This is a genomic window from Nocardia sp. JCM 38205 (genome assembly GCF_058222935.1).
The window spans coordinates 306,068-323,771 of the sequence record NZ_JBYHFL010000005.1; the positions used below are offsets into that span (position 1 = coordinate 306,068).

14 protein-coding genes and 1 riboswitch are annotated in these 17,704 nt (G+C 70.8%); of the genes, 13 read left to right on the forward strand and 1 reads right to left on the reverse strand.

Translation table 11 applies throughout. The features are described 5' to 3' along the window. Positions 1 to 53 precede the first annotated feature (53 nt). The 9 genes from AC4HOU_RS20305 (at position 54) to AC4HOU_RS20345 (ending at position 10,882) form a co-directional block, all read left to right on the forward strand. Complete coding sequence (locus tag AC4HOU_RS20305; protein ID WP_163815608.1) at positions 54 to 1,250, forward strand: TerC family protein; 1,197 nt, start codon at positions 54 to 56, stop codon at positions 1,248 to 1,250. 78 nt (positions 1,251 to 1,328) lie between these two features. Continuing rightward, complete coding sequence (locus tag AC4HOU_RS20310) at positions 1,329 to 2,096, forward strand: LppM family (lipo)protein (protein WP_416382007.1); 768 nt, start codon at positions 1,329 to 1,331, stop codon at positions 2,094 to 2,096. 35 nt (positions 2,097 to 2,131) lie between these two features. Then, positions 2,132 to 3,349: a glycosyltransferase family 2 protein gene (locus tag AC4HOU_RS20315; protein ID WP_490724939.1), complete on the forward strand. Its 1,218-nt coding sequence runs from the start codon at positions 2,132 to 2,134 to the stop codon at positions 3,347 to 3,349. A gap of 189 nt (positions 3,350 to 3,538) precedes the next feature. Further along, positions 3,539 to 3,632: riboswitch (SAM riboswitch) on the forward strand. Positions 3,633 to 3,709: 77 nt separating this feature from the next. Next, complete coding sequence (locus tag AC4HOU_RS20320) at positions 3,710 to 5,335, forward strand: ABC transporter substrate-binding protein (protein WP_490724940.1); 1,626 nt, start codon at positions 3,710 to 3,712, stop codon at positions 5,333 to 5,335. Continuing rightward, entirely contained in the window at positions 5,332 to 6,312 is a 981-nt protein-coding gene (locus AC4HOU_RS20325) for an ABC transporter permease (RefSeq protein ID WP_195021077.1), read from the forward strand. The genes AC4HOU_RS20320 and AC4HOU_RS20325 overlap by 4 nt, the downstream gene beginning before the upstream one ends. Further along, entirely contained in the window at positions 6,302 to 7,192 is an 891-nt protein-coding gene (locus AC4HOU_RS20330; RefSeq protein ID WP_195007278.1) for an ABC transporter permease, read from the forward strand. Before AC4HOU_RS20325 ends, AC4HOU_RS20330 begins: the two co-directional genes overlap by 11 nt. After that, entirely contained in the window at positions 7,189 to 8,883 is a 1,695-nt protein-coding gene (locus AC4HOU_RS20335; RefSeq protein ID WP_490724941.1) for a dipeptide ABC transporter ATP-binding protein, read from the forward strand. The genes AC4HOU_RS20330 and AC4HOU_RS20335 overlap by 4 nt, the downstream gene beginning before the upstream one ends. 38 nt (positions 8,884 to 8,921) lie before the next feature. Further along, the gene (locus AC4HOU_RS20340) at positions 8,922 to 9,734 is read left to right on the forward strand and encodes a DUF1684 domain-containing protein (RefSeq protein WP_195021080.1); all 813 of its coding nucleotides are present in this window, start codon (positions 8,922 to 8,924) and stop codon (positions 9,732 to 9,734) included. Then, entirely contained in the window at positions 9,731 to 10,882 is a 1,152-nt protein-coding gene (locus tag AC4HOU_RS20345) for an LLM class flavin-dependent oxidoreductase (RefSeq protein ID WP_490724942.1), read from the forward strand. Before AC4HOU_RS20340 ends, AC4HOU_RS20345 begins: the two co-directional genes overlap by 4 nt. 36 nt (positions 10,883 to 10,918) lie before the next feature. Here AC4HOU_RS20345 and AC4HOU_RS20350 read toward each other — a convergent pair whose 3' ends face one another. Next, positions 10,919 to 11,941: a methylenetetrahydrofolate reductase gene (locus AC4HOU_RS20350; RefSeq protein WP_375139414.1), complete on the reverse strand. Its 1,023-nt coding sequence runs from the start codon at positions 11,939 to 11,941 to the stop codon at positions 10,919 to 10,921. Between the two features lie 149 nt (positions 11,942 to 12,090). On the opposite strand from AC4HOU_RS20350, the gene AC4HOU_RS20355 reads away from it, so the two are divergent. The 4 genes from AC4HOU_RS20355 (at position 12,091) to AC4HOU_RS20370 (ending at position 17,702) form a co-directional block, all read left to right on the forward strand. Further along, positions 12,091 to 13,227, forward strand: a complete 1,137-nt coding sequence (locus AC4HOU_RS20355) for a polyprenyl synthetase family protein (RefSeq protein WP_490724943.1) — start codon at positions 12,091 to 12,093, stop codon at positions 13,225 to 13,227. 106 nt (positions 13,228 to 13,333) lie between these two features. Next, complete coding sequence (gene crtI, locus AC4HOU_RS20360) at positions 13,334 to 14,920, forward strand: phytoene desaturase family protein (protein WP_490724944.1); 1,587 nt, start codon at positions 13,334 to 13,336, stop codon at positions 14,918 to 14,920. A gap of 60 nt (positions 14,921 to 14,980) precedes the next feature. After that, entirely contained in the window at positions 14,981 to 16,669 is a 1,689-nt protein-coding gene (locus AC4HOU_RS20365; protein ID WP_375139415.1) for an alpha-(1->6)-mannopyranosyltransferase A, read from the forward strand. Continuing rightward, entirely contained in the window at positions 16,656 to 17,702 is a 1,047-nt protein-coding gene (locus AC4HOU_RS20370; protein ID WP_490724945.1) for a phytoene/squalene synthase family protein, read from the forward strand. Before AC4HOU_RS20365 ends, AC4HOU_RS20370 begins: the two co-directional genes overlap by 14 nt. Positions 17,703 to 17,704 lie beyond the last annotated feature (2 nt).

Below are 17,704 nucleotides of genomic sequence, written 5' to 3' on the forward strand. Positions count from 1 at the left end.
CCGCCACACCCCCGACGCCCGATCGGCTTCGTCGTCCACGATCCGGAGGGAAGATGCAGGTATCGACCGCGGTATGGATCCCGACCCTGGTCCTGATCGCCGGATTACTGCTGTTCGACTACTTCTTCCACGTGCGCAAGGCGCACACCCCCACCTTGCGCGAGGCGGCGATCTGGTCGGCGATCTATGTGGGGATCGCGGTGGTGTTCGGGTTCGTGGTGCTGATCTTCGGCGGCGTGCAGATGGGCACCGAGTACTTCGCCGGCTATGTCACCGAGAAGGCGTTGTCGGTGGACAACCTGTTCGTCTTTCTCGTCATCATCGGCAGTTTCCGCGTTCCCCGCGAGTACCAGCAGAAGGTGCTGCTGGTCGGGATCGTGTTCTCGCTGATCGCGCGGACCGGGTTCATCTTCCTCGGCGCCTCGCTGATCAACGCCTTCGCCTGGGTGTTCTACATCTTCGGCCTGCTGCTGCTGGTCACCGCGGGCAATATGCTGGCTCCGGCGGAAACCGAGACCCGGTCGGCGGACAACATCGTGATCCGGGTGGCCAAGAGATGGTTTCGCACCACTCCCGATTACGACGGCGACAAGCTGTTCACCGTGCGCGGCGGCAAGCGCATGCTCACCCCGATGCTGCTGGTGATGGTGGCCATCGGCGGTACCGACGTGATGTTCGCGCTCGATTCGATTCCGGCGATCTTCGGGCTCACCCAGAACGTCTACGTGGTGTTCACCGTGACCGCGTTCTCGCTGATGGGGTTGCGGCAGCTGTATTTCCTGATCGACGGCCTGCTCGATCGGCTGATCTACCTGTCGTTCGGACTGGCGGCGATCCTCGGTTTCATCGGCGTCAAGCTGATCCTGCACGCGCTGCACGAGAACAATCTGCCGTTCATCAACAACGGCGATCCGGTGCATGTGGGCGAGATCAGTACCGGTGCGTCGCTGCTGGTGATCCTGCTGGTGCTGGTGGTCACCGTGGTGGTGTCGGTGATCAGTCCGCGCGGGCGCGCCCAGCAGGCCGTGGCCAATGCCCGCAGGCACGCCACCGACTACCTCGACCTCGGCTACACCGCCGATCAGGCCGAACGCGACCGGATCTTCGGGCTGCTGCGCAGCGAGGAGCAGCGGCTGCGCGCGCTGCCGGAGAAGTACCGGCGACGGATCCGGCAGGAGGACGAACTGATGGAGCTGCTGCACCGTGCCCATCGCCGCCACGACGAAGCGGTGGCCGCGCGCAGCCGGTAGCGAGACCCACCTGGGACTATCGCGCCGATGCGCGGTGTCGCGTGCGTGGCGCGGCGCGCGCCTGGCACGATGTCACCCGTGCAGCCGAGTCCCGACACCACGACACCCGACGTTCCGGCCCCCTCGCCGCGCGCGCCCCGCCCCGGGATCCGGGTGACGGCGGCCGTGTTGCTGGCGGCTCTGCTGGTGCCGGTGCTGGCCGGCTGCCTGCGGGTGCAGGCCTCGATGGGTGTCTCGTCCAACGACCGGGTCTCCGGCCGTATCGTCGCCGCGGTGATCCCGGCCAACCCCGAGGACAAGGGCCCGCAGTTGAAGGCGCCGGACGCGCTGGCCACCAAGATGCGGGTGGAGCCCTACAGCCAGGATGGCTACGTCGGCAGTCAGGTGTTCTTCGACGATCTGAACTTCGGTGAGGTGCAGCAGCTCGGTCAGCTGTCGGAGCAGACCCAGGGCATGTTCCAGTTGCAGTTCCAGCGCACCGGCGATCTGGTCAGCCTCAATGGCCGCGTCGACCTGAAATCGGTGCCGCCGCACGGCTCGGACGTGCAGTTCAGCATCGCGTTCCCGGCCCGCATCGCTAAGACGAACGGTAATCGTGAGGGCGATTCGGTGGTGTCGTGGAAGCTGCCGCCCGGCGACGTCACCAATATTCGCGCCGAGGTGAGTTACGCCGACCCGAACACCCGCTCGTTCGCCGGCTGGGCAGGCATCGTCGGCGGCATCACCCTGGCCGTGGCGGCCGTGGTGGCGGCCATGGCCTACGTCAACCGCAATCCGGCGCCGCCGAACGCCCCGGAACCGAGCTTCGACCTCGGCCGTTGGTGGCGCGAAGTGCGCAGTAAGTAGGTAAGGGTGTGCCGGCCCGGCGTGGTCGAGCGACGATGACCGGCGGGGCTGGTGGGTTGCGGCGTCGGCGCGCCGCTTCCGATGCGCGAGCGCGGCGCGAACCGCATCCGCTGGTCGCGCGGGCGGTGCGGGTGGGCGCCGGGATCGCGGTGGCGGGATGCGCTGTCGCGGTGGGGAATCTGCTGACGATGCGCCGGTTGCGGCCTGGCCCGCCGGTGCCCGAGCCCGTGGCCGTCTGTGTCCCCGCGCGCGACGAGGCCGAGCGGCTGCCGCGGCTGGTCGCGGATCTGCGCGCGCAGACGGGTGTGCCCGGGTTGCGGGTGCTGATCCTCGATGACGGCTCGACCGATGGCACCGAGACGGCGGCGCGGCACGCGGCCGGCGACGACCCGCGCATCACCGTGCTGCGCTGCGACGACGAACCCGAGCCGGGGTGGACCGGTAAGGCCGCCGCGTGCGCCGGGCTGGCCGAGGCGGCCGCCGCGACCGGCGCCACCGCGTTGATCTTCGTCGATGCCGACGTGCGGCTGGCACCCGCGGCGATCGCCGCGGCGGTGACCGAATTGCGGGCGCGGCGTTGCGCACTGGTCTCGCCCTGGCCGCGGCAACTCGCGCACTCGGCCGCCGAACAACTGGTACAGCCGCTGCTGTGCTGGTCGTGGGCCACGACGCTGCCGATCGCGCTCGCGAACCGGGGTGCGCGCCCGTCGATGGCGGTGGCGTGCGGGCAGTTCCTGGCCTTCGACGCGGCGGCCTACCGAGCCATCGGCGGGCATGCGGCGGTGGCGGGCAGCGTCACCGAGGATCTCGATATCGCCAGGGTGATGCGGCGTCAGGGCCTGCGCACCGAAGTGGTGGCGGCCGGATCGATGGCATGCACCCGCATGTACCGTGATGCGGCCGAACTGGAGGCCGGGTATACGCGGTGGCTCTGGTCGGCCTACGGCGGTTCGGCGGCAGGTGGTTTCGCGGTGGGCGCCGTTGCCGCGCTCGCCTACTGGGTGCCGCCGCTGGCCCTGGTTGCCGGGCACGGGCGGGTCCGGCGGATCGGCCTGATGGGCTATGTGGCCGCGGTCGCGGGACGCCTCGTGACCTGCCGCCTGGACAGCGGTGCGGCACCCGGTCGCGACGACATCCTCGCCGCGTGCGCCCATCCGGTATCGGTCGCGGCCTACCTCTACCTCTGGGCACGTTCACGCCGCGCCCGGCGGCGCCGGACACTCGTGTGGAAGGGCCGCTCGCTCACGCAGTGAGGCCGAGACCCGTGATCTCACACTCTCCGAGCAGGCGCCCGCGGCACCCGTTTCGCACCCCTACCCGACCGCGCACCGGCTCGCCGGACAAGGGCTCAACTCACCCTGATTACTACCATTGTGCTGCGGTTTCCCTGCGACGCATGATGATTCGGCCCGACCGGAGGCCCACCCGGTTCCGGTCCGGCGACACCATCCAGAGCGACCGAGAGACCTGGCTCGCCGACGTCGCAGCAACCCCCCGGTCCACGGGTGCGGGTGCTTCTGCCGGGACCGATGGAGGCACACATGGTCGAGTCCGCAGTCCGCACGTCGCGGCGACGCGCCGGGCTCGTCGGTCGTGTCAGAAAGGACGACGACATGGCCGTACCCGTCAAGGCGGCTTTTGCCGGCGCGGTGCTCACCGCCGCCACCCTGGCCGCCTGCGGCTCCGGGACCACGACGCCGGGGCCCGACGCGGGCCCTCCGCAGCCGGGCGGGGTGTTGCGCTATGGCCTGTCACAGGCACCGACCTGCGCCGATCCCGCGCAGGCAGGCACCAACCAGACGATCTATGTGACGCGGCAGGTGGTCGATTCGCTGACCGACCAAGATCCCGAGACCGGCGAGTTGCGGCCGTGGCTGGCCACCAGCTGGGAGATCGCCCCGGACGCGAAGACGTTCACCTTCCACCTCGCCGACGGGGTGAGCTTCAGCGACGGCACACCGCTGACCGCCGACTCGGTGCGCAAGAGCTTCGATTCGATCGTGCGCACCCTCGGCGCCGTCAAGGCACCGCTGGGCAGCAGCTACCTCACCGGCTATGTCGGCACCACGGTGGTCGATCCGTTGACGGCGCGGGTGGAGTTCAGCGCGCCGAATACGCAATTCCTGCAAGCGTCCTCGACGCCGCAGCTCGGCATCCTCGCCGACGCCACCACCGCCTTGCCCGCCGAGGACCGCTGCGCGGGTACGGCGACGGTGGGCTCGGGTCCGTTCACCTACGCCGACTACCGCCAGGACGTCTCCGCCACGCTGGTGAAACGCCCCGGCTACCGCTGGGGCTCGGCGGTGTTCGGCCATCGGGGTGAGGCCTACCTCGACCGCATCGAGTTCACCGTGGTGCCCGAATCCGGGGTGCGGACCGGTTCGCTGTCCTCGGATCAGCTCGATGCGGCCAGCGACGCGCTCCCCCAGGACGCACCGCAGATCGAGGCCGGCGGTGGCCGGGTGCTCAGCACCCCCAATCCGGGTATCCCGTTCGGATTCCAGCCGAATGTGACCCGTGGACCGTTGCGTGATCCCGACGTGCGCCGTGCGCTGCTCACCGCGATCGACCGGCGCGAGCTCGTCGACACCGTGCTCGGGCCGCAGTTCCGTCCGGCGACCAGTGTGCTCGCTTCCAGAACGCCGGGATACCAGGATCTTTCCCGGACAGTGAGTTTCGATCCCGACGCCGCGCGGGCCATCCTCGATCGGGCGGGCTGGCTGCCCGACGCGGACGGCATCCGGGTCAAGGATGGGCAGCGCCTGGGATTCGCGGTGACGTTCAGTCAGGTGTTCGCCGGTAATCAGGCGATCCTCGAACTGATCCAGCAGCAGCTGCGGTCGGTGGGCGTGGACCTCACGCTGGACCTGGTGTCCATCGCCGAGTACACCGCACGGCAGAACAGCAAGGATTTCGACGCGCTGTACTACAACAGCACCCGCGCCGACGGCGACATCCTGCGCACCGGATTCGGCCTGGACGGCCGCAATTTCAATGTCCGCCCGCCGATCCAGGCTCTCGACGACGTGCTGACCGCACAACTCGGTGCGGTGGACCCACAGGCACGGGCGGCGCTGATCGGGCAGGCCCAGCAGCAGATCCTCGATCAGGGACTGTGGATCCCGACCGTCGAGTTGTCGCAGGCCATCGGTGCGGGCCCGGCCGTGCAGGACCTGAAGTTCGACGCCTCGGCCCGGTTGCAGTTCTTCGACACCTGGCTGAGCGGACGTCGGCCATGACCCGGTATGTGCTGCTGCGGTGCGTGGCCGCGGTCTGGGTGCTGTGGGCGGCGTTCACCATCTCCTTCGTCGTGCTGTACCTGCTGCCGTCGGATCCGGTGGCCATCGCGGCCGACGGCGGTGGCGGCGGCACCCCGGTGGACGCGGCCGCCCTCGCCGAGATGCGCGCCAGGTACGGCCTGGATCAACCGCTGTGGGAGCAGTACCTGAGTTCGCTGTCGCATGCGGTGCGCGGCGATCTGGGCCGCTCCATCGCCACCGGGCAGCCGGTCACCGAGGCGATCGTCGACGCCCTGCCCTCGACTCTCGCCCTCACCGGGCTTGCCCTGCTGTTCGCCGCGGCCGGCGGCACCGCGCTGGCCTTCGCCGCCACCTACACCCGCACACCGTGGCTGCGTTCGGCCCTGGCCGCGCTGCCGCCGGTCGGGGTATCGATGCCGACGTTCTGGACCGCGCTGATCCTGTTGCAGCTGTTCTCCTTTCGCTGGCAGCTGGCGCCCGCGTTCGGTGGGCTGGTGCTGCCGGCAGTGACGCTGGCCATCCCGATCGGGGCGGTGATCGCGCAGGTGCTGGCCGCCGGGCTGGAATCGACGTGGCGGCAGCCGTTCACCGAAGTGGCGCTGGCCAAGGGCGCCTCGCGCTGGTGGGTGCAACGCAGGCATGTGGCGCGATTGGCGAGCGTGCCCGCGTTCACCATCGCCGGTGTGCTGGTGGGCACCATGCTCGCCGGTTCGGTGGTGGTGGAGACGGTGTTCGCCCGGCCGGGGCTCGGCCGGCTCACTCAGACGTCGGTGCTGGCCCAGGACATTCCGGTGGTGCAGGGCATCGTGCTGGTGAGCGCGCTGGCCTTCGTCGTCGTCAACCTCGCGGTGGATCTGCTGTATCCCGTGCTGGATCCGCGAATCGCCGGAGGTGGGGGTCGTGCCGGGCACTCGGTGCGCCCGAGCGAGCGCAGGGAGGTCACCGATGTCGCTTGAGCTGCTCGAACGGCCCGCGACGACGACCGCTGCGGCCGAGGAACGGAAGCAGCCGCCGCGCCGGCGCCGGGCGTGGCACCTGGTGCGCGGCAACGCGGCCCTGATTCCGGCGAGCGCGGTGCTCGTGCTGGTTATCGGCTGGGCGCTGGCGCCGTCGGTGTTCGCCGGCGGCGACCCGTTGAAAGGTGTTCCGGCACAGAAATTCCAGCCGCCCAGCGCCGAGCACTGGTTCGGTACCGACAATCTCGGCCGCGACCTGTACACGCGGATGGTGCACGGAGCGGGCCTGTCGCTCACCGCGACCCTGACGGCGGTCGCCATCGCCCTGGTGGCCGGCACGCTGCTCGGCCTGCTCGCCGGTGCGCTCGGCGGTGTGGTGGACATGGTCGTGATGCGGGTTGTCGATGTGCTGCTGTCGGTTCCGGCGCTGCTGCTGTCGCTGGCGCTGGTGACCGCGCTCGGTTTCGGCACCCGGAATGTGGCCATCGCCGTGGGCGTTTCGCTGATCGCCAACTTCGCCAGGGTGATGCGCTCGGAGGTGCTTCGGGTGCGCCGGGCGGCCTATGTGGAGGCGGCACGGGCGTCGGGAGTGCGCTGGTACACGGTGCTGGCCCGGCACATCCTGCCCAATTCCTATCCCCCGGTGCTCGCGCTGGCCGCGGTCGAGTTCGGCATGGCGGTGCTCGCGGTGTCGGCGCTGAGCTTCCTCGGGTACGGCACCGCACCGCCCACCCCCGAATGGGGATCGCTGATCTCGGAGGGCCGCAACTACCTGGCCACCGCCTGGTGGCTGACGACGCTGCCCGGCCTGGTGATCATCGCCGTCGTCCTGTCCGCCCAGCGCGTGGGTCGCGCCGTCACGAGGAGTGCACACCGATGAGCGACAACACCGCCGTCGACGTCCTGTCCCCCGCCGACGACCACGAGGCGCCCACCGACGCCGAGGAACTCCTACGGGTCCGGCAGTTGCGGGTGCGTTACCGCACCGGCGACGGGCCGGTCACCGCCCTCGACGGCGTCTCGCTCGCGGTGCGCCGGGGTGAGGTGCTCGCGCTCGTGGGCGAATCCGGTTCGGGCAAGTCGACGCTGGCGCATGCGGTGATCGGCTTGCTCGGCGAGACCGCCGATATCGCCGCCGGCTCCGTCACCTTCGCCGGAGAGCCGGTGGACTTCCGATCCGAGCAGGCCCTGCGCCGGTTGCGCGGGCTCCGGGTCGGGTTCGTGCCGCAGGATCCGGGCCTGTCGCTCAATCCGGTGCGCCGCATCGGCGATCAGGTGGCCGAGGCGTTGCGGGTGCACCGGCTCGACGACCGGCACGGTGCGCTGGAGCGGGCCACGGCCCTGCTGGCCGAGGTGGGGCTGGATCGGCCGCAGTTGCGGGCCACCCAGTACCCGCACGAACTATCCGGCGGGCAACGCCAGCGCGTGCTGATCGCCATCGCGCTGGCCTGCGGACCGGATCTGATCATCGCCGACGAACCGACCAGCGCCCTGGACGCCACCGTCGCGCGCCGGGTGCTCGACCGGCTGGCCGAGCGCATCGCCGCGCGCGGGACAGCGGTGCTGTTGATCACCCACGATCTCGCGATGGCCGCCGAACGCGCGGACCGGCTGGCGGTGCTGCGCAACGGCGCCGTCGTCGAATCCGGCCGCACCGCAGAGGTTCTCGGCGATCCGCGCCATCCTTACACGCGGCAACTGCTGGCCGCCGCGCCCGCCCTGACCGCCGATCGGGTGGTGCGACCGGCCGCGGTGCTCGACGGCGGCCCGCTGCTCACCGTCCGCGAGGTGCACAAGGTGTTCCGCGCCGGGGCTGGCAGCAGCGTCACCGCGGTGGCCGGGGTCGGCTTCGAACTCGGTCGCGGCGAAACACTGGCGCTGGTCGGCGAATCGGGCTCGGGTAAATCGACCACCGCGCGCATCGCGGTCCGACTGACCGAACCCGACCGTGGCGAGGTCGTCTTCGACGGTGAGCCGTTGACCCGCGCCCGCGCCGGGCAGCTGCGGGCGCTGCGACGGCGGTTCCAGATCGTCTACCAGAACCCGTACTCGTCGCTGGACCCGCGGCTGCGCGTCGGGTCGGTGATCGAGGAGCCGTTGCGCGCCTACGGCATCGGCAACCGCAAGGCCAGGGCACAGCGGGTGGCCGAGCTGCTCGAACAGGTGGCACTGCCCGCCGGATACGCGCGGCGGCGACCGGCCGAACTCTCGGGCGGGCAACGTCAGCGGGTGGCGATCGCCCGTGCCCTTGCGCTGCGGCCGGAGCTGCTGGTGCTCGACGAACCGGTCTCCGCGCTCGATGCCTCGGTACAGGCCCAGATCCTGGAACTACTCGACGATCTGCAACAGCGGCTGCGGCTGAGCTACCTGTTCATCTCCCACGACCTGGCCGTCGTGCGCCGCATCAGCGACCGGGTGGCGGTGATGCGGTACGGGCGCATCGTCGAAACCGGCACCACCGACGAGATTTTCGGCAATCCGCGGCACGACTACACCCGCGAGCTGCTCGCCGCCATCCCGAAACCGTCGGTCACGCTGCGCCTGCCCGCACCACCCGACGACCCGTCCTGACGACGCTCGACCCACCCACCACACCGAGGAGACCTCCGATGACCACCAGCCTCACCTCCTTCGCCACCGACTGGACCGCGTGGCACGCCGAACGCGAAGACGCCCTGCGCGACCCGCTCGGCTTCCTGAGCCTCACCGCGCTGCACTGGCTCACCGACCGGCCCGAACAACTACCCGGCGTGCCGGGCACCTGGTGGGTGATCGAGGACCGGGTGTTCGTCACCGCCAAACCCGCCGACCGGCTCGAGCACGACGGCGAGCGGATCGCGGGCGTGCACATCGTCGTCGCCGAGGAAGGGGCGCCCGGAGTGCTCATCCGGCACGAGAGCCGGGTACTCGAGGTGATCCGGCGCACCGGGCAGTCCGCCGTGCGCGTGCACGATCCGGCCGCACCCACCCTGGCCGCGTTCACCGGGGTGCCTGCCTACGCACCCGACGAACGGTGGGTGCTGCGGGGCCGGTTCGAGGCATTCGGCGAGCCGACCACCGTCACCACGGGCGCGGTGGTGGCCGGCCTCGAACACCATCATCGCGGGGCCGGCGTCATCGAGTTCGGCGTCGGCGAGGTGACCGAACGGGTCGTCGCCTTCGGCACCCCGGATGCGCTGCGGGTGCTGTTCACCGACGCCACCAGCGGCATCACCACCTACCCGGCGGCCCGCCTGCTCGATGTCGGCGCGGCCGACGACGACGGCACCGTGCTGCTCGACTTCAATCGCGCGATCAACCTGCCGTGCGCGTTCACCGACTACGCGACGTGCCCGGTGGCGCCCGCGCAGAACCGGTTGCGGGTGGCGATCGAGGCGGGCGAACAGGATCCACGGCTCGGCACCGCGGAGCGCCGGGCATGACGGTTCCGCTATCGATCCTCGATCTGGCGCCCATCAGCGCCGGATCGAGCCCGCAGCAGGCGCTGCGCAATACCGTCGAGCTGGCCCGGCGCGCCGAGGAGTGGGGCTATCACCGGTTCTGGCTGGCCGAACATCATTTCGCGCGGGTGGCCAGTTCGGCCTCGATCATCCTGATCGGGCAGGTCGCGGCCGCCACCTCGCGGATCCGGGTCGGCTCGGCGGCGGTTCAGGTCGGCTATCACACCTCGATCTCCATCGTCGAAGCGTTCGGCACCATCGATGCGCTGCATCCGGGCCGGCTCGACCTCGGGCTCGGCCGCTCCGGGCACCGCGCGCGGCACTTCGGCGCCGAATCGGTGCGGGCCCGCAATGTCCGGCCGCTGGACGACACTGTGCGCGGCCGCACCGAAGTGCGTGACGGCGTGGTGATCCCGCCGCCCTTCGATCCGCTGCGCATCGCCGACCCGTCGATCTTCCTCGCCGGTCAACGTGCCCTGTACCAGCAGGGTGCCCGACCGGCGGAGTTCGCCGACCAGGTGGCCGAGATCAGGGCCCTGCTCGACGGCAGCTACGTCGACGCCGAGGGCATCGCCCTGCACGCGGTGCCGGGTGAGGGCGCGCAGGTGCAACTGTGGGTGTTCGGCAGCACGGCCGGCGCCAGTGCGGAGCTGGCGGGCAGGCTCGGGTTGCCGTTCGCGGCCGCCTATCACGTCTCCCCCGGCACCGCGCTGGACGCGGTGGTGGCCTACCGCGCGGCCTTCCGGCCCTCGGAGGTGCTGGCCGAACCGTATGTGGTGGTGTCGGCGGATGTGGTGGTCGCCGCCGACGACGCCACCGCCGAACGGCTGGCCGCACCCTACGGGCACTGGGTGCACAGCATCCGCAGCGGGGCGGGCGCCGCCGATTTCGCCGATCCCGCGACGCTGACCCCGCTCACCCCCGATCAGCGCAGGCTGGTCGAGGACCGGCTGGCCACCCAGCTGGTCGGCGCGCCGGAGACCGTGGTGCGGCGGCTGGCGGCGCTGCAACGAGTCAGCGGCGCGAACGAACTGCTGATCACCGGGATCACTCACGATCATCGCGACCGGCTGGAATCGCATCGGTTGCTCGCCGAAGCGTGGGGGCTCCGGCAGGCGCGGGCCGCCTGACCCGGCGCCGGCCGGATCCGCACCCGGCGGCCGGACTCAGGCGCTGATCGGTGCGGCCGTGACGCCGTAGCCGAGGTTGGTGAGCACCTCGCCGGTCGCCTTGGCGAAGTTCAGGGTGATGAAATGCAGGCAGGGCGCGCCCTCGTCGATGAGCCGCTGGGCCATCTCGGTGGCGATCTCGATGCCCACCGCGCGCACCGCCGCCGCGTCTTCCTCGGGGCCACTGCCCGCCGCGCGCTCCAACCGGTCGATCACCGAACGCGGCAGCGGCCTGCCGCACAGTTCCTCGGCCCGCTTGACCGTGCGCAGCGAGGTGATCGGCATCAGCTCGGGAATGATCGGCTTGGCGCCCTCGATCGGATCCATGGCGACGAGGCGATCGCGTAGCCGCAGATAGTGCTCGACGTCGAAGAACATCTGGGTGATCGAATACTCCGCGCCCGCACGCAGTTTCGCGGCCAGGAACCGGGTGTCGTGGTCCAGGTCGGGCGAGCGGTGGTGGCCCTGCGGGAACGAGGCGACCCCGACATGGAAATCACCGAGATCGCGCACGATGCGCACCAGCTCCTCGGCGTATTCGACGCCCTCGGGATGCCTGTGCCATTCCCCGAGCGGATCGCCCGGCGGATCGCCGCGCAGCACCAGGATGTTGCGGATACCGGAATCGGCGTAGGCGCCGACCAGCGAACGCAGCTCCGCCACGCTGTGCCCGACCGCGGTGAGATGGGCCACCGGCAGCAGTGTGGTCTCGCCGGCCAGCTCGCCGGTCACGCGCACGGTGCGGTCCTTGGTGGACCCGCCCGCGCCATAGGTCATCGACACGAACGCCGGATGCATGCGTTCGAAGGTGCGCACCGCACGCCACAGCCTGGCCTCACCCGCGGCGTCGCGGGGCGGGTTGAACTCGACGGAGAAGGGCACCGCCCGGCTCGAGTGCAGCCGCAAACTCTGCACGACCGACGGCGTCCCCGAGACGATCGGTGGGGTTTGCGGCGGCCGACCACGGGTCGAGGACGGCCGGCCAGGGGTCGAACGTCCCCGCACGTTGTCGAAAGTCACCGGTTCAGTGTAGAGGTGAGCGGCCCGCGGGCCGGAGTGTCGTCGGACCGGACGCGTATTGTTCGAGCCATGAGCGGGTGCACCGCCGTGCACGCCGGCAGCGGCGCGCCCGGCGTCATCCGCCGAGCCGACCCCTTCCCCGGACATCCTTGGAGGTCATCCTGTCCGCCGGACCCGGTACCCCGACCAAGCCGAGCCCGACCTCGGCGATCCCAGGGACGCCCGCCTTCGCCGCCGCCGTGGAACAGGCGCTGACCTCGTTCTTCGCCACCCGCCGCGAAACCGTCGGCGAGCTGGGGCCGATCTTCGTCGACGCCGCCGAAGCGCTGGAATCGTTCGTGCTGCGCGGCGGCAAACGCACCAGGCCCGGCTTCGCCTGGACCGGCTGGCTCGGCGCGGGCGGCGACCCCGAGGGCCCGGACGCGCCCGCCGTGCTCACCGCCTGCGCCGCGCTGGAGCTGGTGCAGGCGTGCGCGCTCATCCACGACGACATCATCGACGCCTCCCGCACCCGGCGCCGCTTCCCCACCGTGCACGTCGACTTCGAGCAGCGCCACCGCGATCGCGGCTGGGCGGGCGACGCGCCCCGCTTCGGCACCGGCGTGGCCATCCTCATCGGCGATCTGGCGCTGGCCTGGGCCGATGACATGGTGCACGCCTCCGGGCTGGCCCCGCAGGCCGTCGCCCGCTTCGCCACCGTCTGGGCGAAGATGCGCACCGAGGTGCTCGGCGGGCAGCTGCTCGACATCCACGGCGAGGCCAGCGGCGACGAATCGGTGGCCGCAGCGCTCCGGATCAACCGGTACAAGACCGCCGCCTACACCGTCGAACGACCGCTGCACCTGGGCGCCGCCCTCGCCGACGCGGGCCCCGACCTGGTGCGTTCCTATCGCGATTTCGGCACCGACATCGGTATCGCGTTCCAGCTGCGCGATGACCTGCTCGGCGTCTTCGGCGATCCCTCGGTCACCGGTAAACCTTCCGGCGACGACCTGCGCGAGGGCAAACGGACGGTGCTCATCGCCGAGGCGCTGGCCCGCGCCGATCAGGCCGATCCGGCCGCCGCCGAGCTGCTGCGCGGCAAGGTCGGCACCGATCTCAGCGGCGCGGACGTCGACGAGCTGCGTGCGGTGCTGGTGCGACTCGGCGCCGTCGACGCGGTCGAAGCCCGCATCGCCGAGCTCACCGAGCGCGCGCTGGCCGCCATCGACACCAGCTCGGCCACCCCCGCCGCCAAGGACCAGCTGCACGCCATGGCGCTGGCCGCCACCCGCCGCACGGCATGAGCGAATACGGCCACGGCGGAGGCAGCGTGCGTAACCACGGAGAGGTCGCTCGCTCCTGTCCACACCGCGTGAGCGCAGCCACGGCACGTCCGATCCGGAGCCTGCGATGAGGTCGGTGGCGGGGCCCGCCGACCGGGTGATCGTCATCGGCGCGGGATTGTCGGGCCTGGCCGCCACGCTGTACCTCACCGGCGCCGGACGCCGGGTCACCGTGCTGGAGCGGGCCGATCACGTCGGCGGGCGGGTCGGCCGCTACCGCTTCGACGACTACGAGATCGACTCGGGGGCAACGGTGTTGACGCTGCCCGAGCTGATCGACGACGCGCTGGCGGCGGTCGGACACGACCGCGAGTCGCTCACCGCGCCGCTGCGCATCCACCGGCTCGCGCCGTCGTATCACGCGCGCTTCGCCGACGGCTCCGATATCCGGGTGTTCGCCGACCCGGATGAGATGGCGGCCGAAGTGGCACGGACCTGCGGTCCCGACGAAGCCGGGCGTTATCGACGGCTGCGCGAATGGCTGGCCCGGATCTACCGCGCCGAATTCGGCGAGTTCATGGACACCAACTTCGACTCGCCGCTGGACATGGTGCGGTTGCCGCGTAAACGCGCGGCGCTGCTGGAGCTGGTGCGCCTCGGCGGATTCGGGCGGCTCGGGCCACGGGTCCGCGGCTTCCTCCGCGATCCGCGGCTGACCAGGCTGTTCACCTTCCAGGCGCTGTACGCGGGGATGCCGCCGAACCGGGCACTGGCCGTCTACGGGGCGATCCCGCATATGGACACCTCGCTCGGGGTGTACTTCCCCGAGGGCGGTATGCGCGCGGTCGCCGACGCCATGGCCGAGGCGCTGGTCGCCGCCGGTGCGCGGCTGGAACTCGGCGCCGAGGTCACCGGCATCGACTACGACCGCCGCCGGGCGCGCCGGGTCCGGCTGGCGGACGGCACGGCGCGCGACTGCGACGCCGTGGTCGTCACCGCCGACCTCGGCGATATCGAACGCTTCGGGCTGCGCCGCAGGCGCGGGCTGCGGGCCTCTCCATCGGCGGTGGTCGCGCACGGCACCATTCCGGCCGACATCGCCGCGGGCTGGCCGATCCAGGCCCATCACACCATTGATTTCGGCGCCGCCTGGGAACGCACCTTCACCGAGATCGCCGCACCGCGCGGTGGCCGGTTGATGAGCGACCCTTCCCTACTGCTGACCAGGCCCGCGCTCTCGGATCCCGGCCTGTATCTCGACCGCGCCGACGGCCGCTACGAGCCGTTCTCGCTGCTGGCGCCCTGCCCGAACCTGGATTCGGCGGCACTGGACTGGGCGAGCCTGGGCCCGGCGTACCTGCGCGAGCTGCTCGGCGTCCTCGAGCAGCGCGGCTACCACGGCATCGCCGAACACTTCCGGCTCGACCACCTCGACACCCCGCAGACCTGGCTGGAGCAGGGCATGCTCAGTGGCACGCCGTTCTCCGCCGCCCATCTTTTCCGCCAGACCGGCCCGTTCCGGCAACGGAATCTGCCGCGCGGCAGCGACAACGTGGTTATCGCCGGTTGCGGCACTACGCCGGGCGTCGGTGTACCGACCGCCCTGCTGTCGGGGAAACTCGCGGCAAACCGGATAATCGGGACACCGGAACGGCTCGGAAACGAAACCCCGCGCACCATCGGGACAGCCCCGCGCGAACAAGCCGTAAACTAAGCGCCGACCTATCAGCTCGCGGTTGCGACCGCCGACCACACCCGGGGGGAACGACACCACATGCCACCCCCGGAAACGACTGCCCACGTGACTACCCCGGCGCAGGCCACCGTGTCTCCGACACCCGCGGCTCGATCCCGAAAACCAGCATCCGCACCCGCCCCGGGCAGCCCGCAGACGCTGCTGACGTGGCTACGCACCGCCGCCGACTTCGCGCGCAGCCCCGAGGGCCATGCGGCACTGCTCGGCCTGGTCGGCGCGATCATGATCACCTTCGGCGGTTTCGGCGCGGGCGCGGTGCGCAAACGCGATCCGCTGCTGGAAGCGATGCACCTGTCGTGGCTGCGTTTCGGGCACGGCTACGCGCTCTCGACGATCTTCGTCTGGATCGGCGTGCTGATGATGATCACCGCCTGGGTGCGGCTCGGCCGGGCCACGCTCGGCCGCGGCAGCTACTCCGGCGCGGGCGTCACGCTCAACGAGCTGCGCGCGATCGTCTGCATCTGGGTCGCGCCCATGCTGTTCGCGGTGCCGATGTTCAGCCAGGACGCCTACTCCTATCTGGCGCAGGGTGCGCTGCTGCGCGACGGCTTCGACCCGTACAAGGTCGGCCCCGTCGCCAATCCCGGTGTGCTGCTGGACAACGTCAGCACCGTGTGGACCACCACCACCGCGCCCTACGGCCCGATCTTCCTGCTGCTCGGGCGCGCCATCACCACCATCACCGACGACAACGTCGTGGCGGGGACCATCGCGCTGCGGCTGGTGATGCTGCCCGGCCTGGCATTGATGATGTGGGCCATCCCGTACCTGACCAAGCATCTCGGCGGCAAGCCCACCGTCGCGCTGTGGCTGGCGGTGCTCAACCCGCTGGTGCTGATCCACCTCATCGGCGGCGTGCACAACGAACTGCTGATGGTCGGCCTGATGTGCGCCGGTATCGCCCTGGTGCTCGAGCGCAGGCATGTACTCGGCATCGTCGTCGTCGCGGTCGCGGTCGCCATCAAGGCCACCGCCGGTATCGCCCTGCCGTTCCTGGTGTGGATCTGGATGTTGCACGAACGCGAACGACGCGCCGCCCAGGACAAGGAGTCCGGCGGCACGCTGCCGCATCCGGCGCTGCTGTTCGCCAAGATCGCCGGGCTCGGGTTGTCCGTGTTCGCGGTGGTGTTCGCGCTCGCGTCCGCGGCGGCCGGCGTCGGCATCGGCTGGCTGACGGCGCTGTCGGGCTCGAAGAAGATCATCAACTGGCTGTCGCTGCCGACCATCATGGCGCACGGCATGACCTGGATCGGCCCGCTGCCCTTCGACCCGGTGCTCACCGTCACGCGTGCGCTGTGCGCCGCGGCGCTGGTGGCGATCCTGGCCTGGACCTGGTGGCGGTTCCGGCACAGCGAACGCGAGGCCGTGCTCGGCATCCTCATCGCGTTCGTCGCCATCGTCATCCTCTCGCCTGCCGCGCTGCCCTGGTACTACTCGTGGCCGCTGGCGCTGGCCGCCGCCTTCGCGCTGTCCACCAGGACGCTCATGGTGCTGGTGGGGTTGTGCACCTGGTTGATGCTGGTGTTCCAGCCCGGCGGTTCGATCGGGCTGTACAACTTCTGGCATGTGGCCGCGGCGACCTTCGCCGCGGTGGTGGCGGCGCTGTCACTGCGCACGGTCGACCCGCTTCGGCTGCGCAGCACGCGCACGGTCACGGGCCCGGCGATCCCCTCGCCGGCCGATCCCGTCATCCATGACCGGCGCTGAGCGCGGCCTCGACCTCACCGCCGGACCTGCCGGGCGCACGCCCGAACGGCTGCGACCCGCCGACGCCACGGAACTCGCCGAGGCGTATCGGCTGTGCCGCCGCATCGCCGCCGAACACGGCCGCACCTATTTCCTGGCGACTCGGCTGCTGACGGCCTCGCAGCGGCCCGCCGTGCACGCGCTGTACGCGTTCGCGCGGATGGTGGACGATATCGTCGACTGCGCGCCGCACGATGCTGCGACCGGCGCGCGGCGACCGGCGCACCACCTCCCCGTCACCGGCGCCGCGCTCGCCGCTCGGATCGATCTCATCGAAGAACAGCTCAGGGCGGCACTGGATCCCGCCGCCGCGGCACGACCGGCAACCGCCGTCCCCACCGACCAGCTCCGCGACGCGATCCTGCTCGCGCTCACCGACACCATCCGCCGTTACGGGATTGCGGCCGAACACTTCTGGACCTTCCTGCACTCCATGCGGATGGATATCCCCGGCACACCGCAGTTCCGGAACCGGTACGCCGATATGGCCGAACTGAACGAGTACATGCGCGGTTCGGCGGCGGCGATCGGGCTGCAACTGCTGCCGCTGCTCGGCACCGCCGTCCCGGTCGCCGAGGCCGAACCGGCGGCGGCCGCCTTGGGCAACGCCTTCCAGCTCACCAATTTCCTGCGCGATATCGGCGAGGACCTGGATCGCGGCCGGATCTATCTGCCCGCCGCCGAACTCGCCGCCTTCGGCGTGGATGACGACCTGCTGGCCGAATGCCGCCGCACCGGCCGCACCGATCGACGGATGCGGCGGGCGCTGGCCCACCTCATCGCCGTCAACCGGGATCTCTACCGCACCGCCGCACCTGGCATCGAACTGCTCGCACCGCGAGTACGTCCGGCGATCCGCACCGCCGCGACCCTGTACGGCGCGATCTTGGAGCAGATCGAGGAGGCCGACTACCCGGTCTTCGACCGGCGCGCCGTGGTGCCGATGCACCGCAAGCTGCGCGTCGCCGCCGGCGCGTACCTGAGCGCCCGCTGAAC

Excerpts from the sequence above, each read along its gene's own strand:
- AC4HOU_RS20365 (WP_375139415.1), top strand. The coding sequence starts at position 14,981 with ATGCCACCCCCGGAAACGACTGCCCACGTGACTACCCCGGCGCAGGCC.
- AC4HOU_RS20325 (WP_195021077.1), top strand. The coding sequence starts at position 5,332 with ATGACCCGGTATGTGCTGCTGCGGTGCGTGGCCGCGGTCTGGGTGCTG.
- AC4HOU_RS20345 (WP_490724942.1), top strand. The coding sequence starts at position 9,731 with ATGACGGTTCCGCTATCGATCCTCGATCTGGCGCCCATCAGCGCCGGA.
- AC4HOU_RS20335 (WP_490724941.1), top strand. The coding sequence starts at position 7,189 with ATGAGCGACAACACCGCCGTCGACGTCCTGTCCCCCGCCGACGACCAC.
- AC4HOU_RS20330 (WP_195007278.1), top strand. The coding sequence starts at position 6,302 with ATGTCGCTTGAGCTGCTCGAACGGCCCGCGACGACGACCGCTGCGGCC.
- AC4HOU_RS20315 (WP_490724939.1), top strand. The coding sequence starts at position 2,132 with ATGACCGGCGGGGCTGGTGGGTTGCGGCGTCGGCGCGCCGCTTCCGAT.
- crtI (WP_490724944.1), top strand. The coding sequence starts at position 13,334 with ATGAGGTCGGTGGCGGGGCCCGCCGACCGGGTGATCGTCATCGGCGCG.
- AC4HOU_RS20305 (WP_163815608.1), top strand. The coding sequence starts at position 54 with ATGCAGGTATCGACCGCGGTATGGATCCCGACCCTGGTCCTGATCGCC.
- AC4HOU_RS20370 (WP_490724945.1), top strand. The coding sequence starts at position 16,656 with ATGACCGGCGCTGAGCGCGGCCTCGACCTCACCGCCGGACCTGCCGGG.
- AC4HOU_RS20320 (WP_490724940.1), top strand. The coding sequence starts at position 3,710 with ATGGCCGTACCCGTCAAGGCGGCTTTTGCCGGCGCGGTGCTCACCGCC.
- AC4HOU_RS20340 (WP_195021080.1), top strand. The coding sequence starts at position 8,922 with ATGACCACCAGCCTCACCTCCTTCGCCACCGACTGGACCGCGTGGCAC.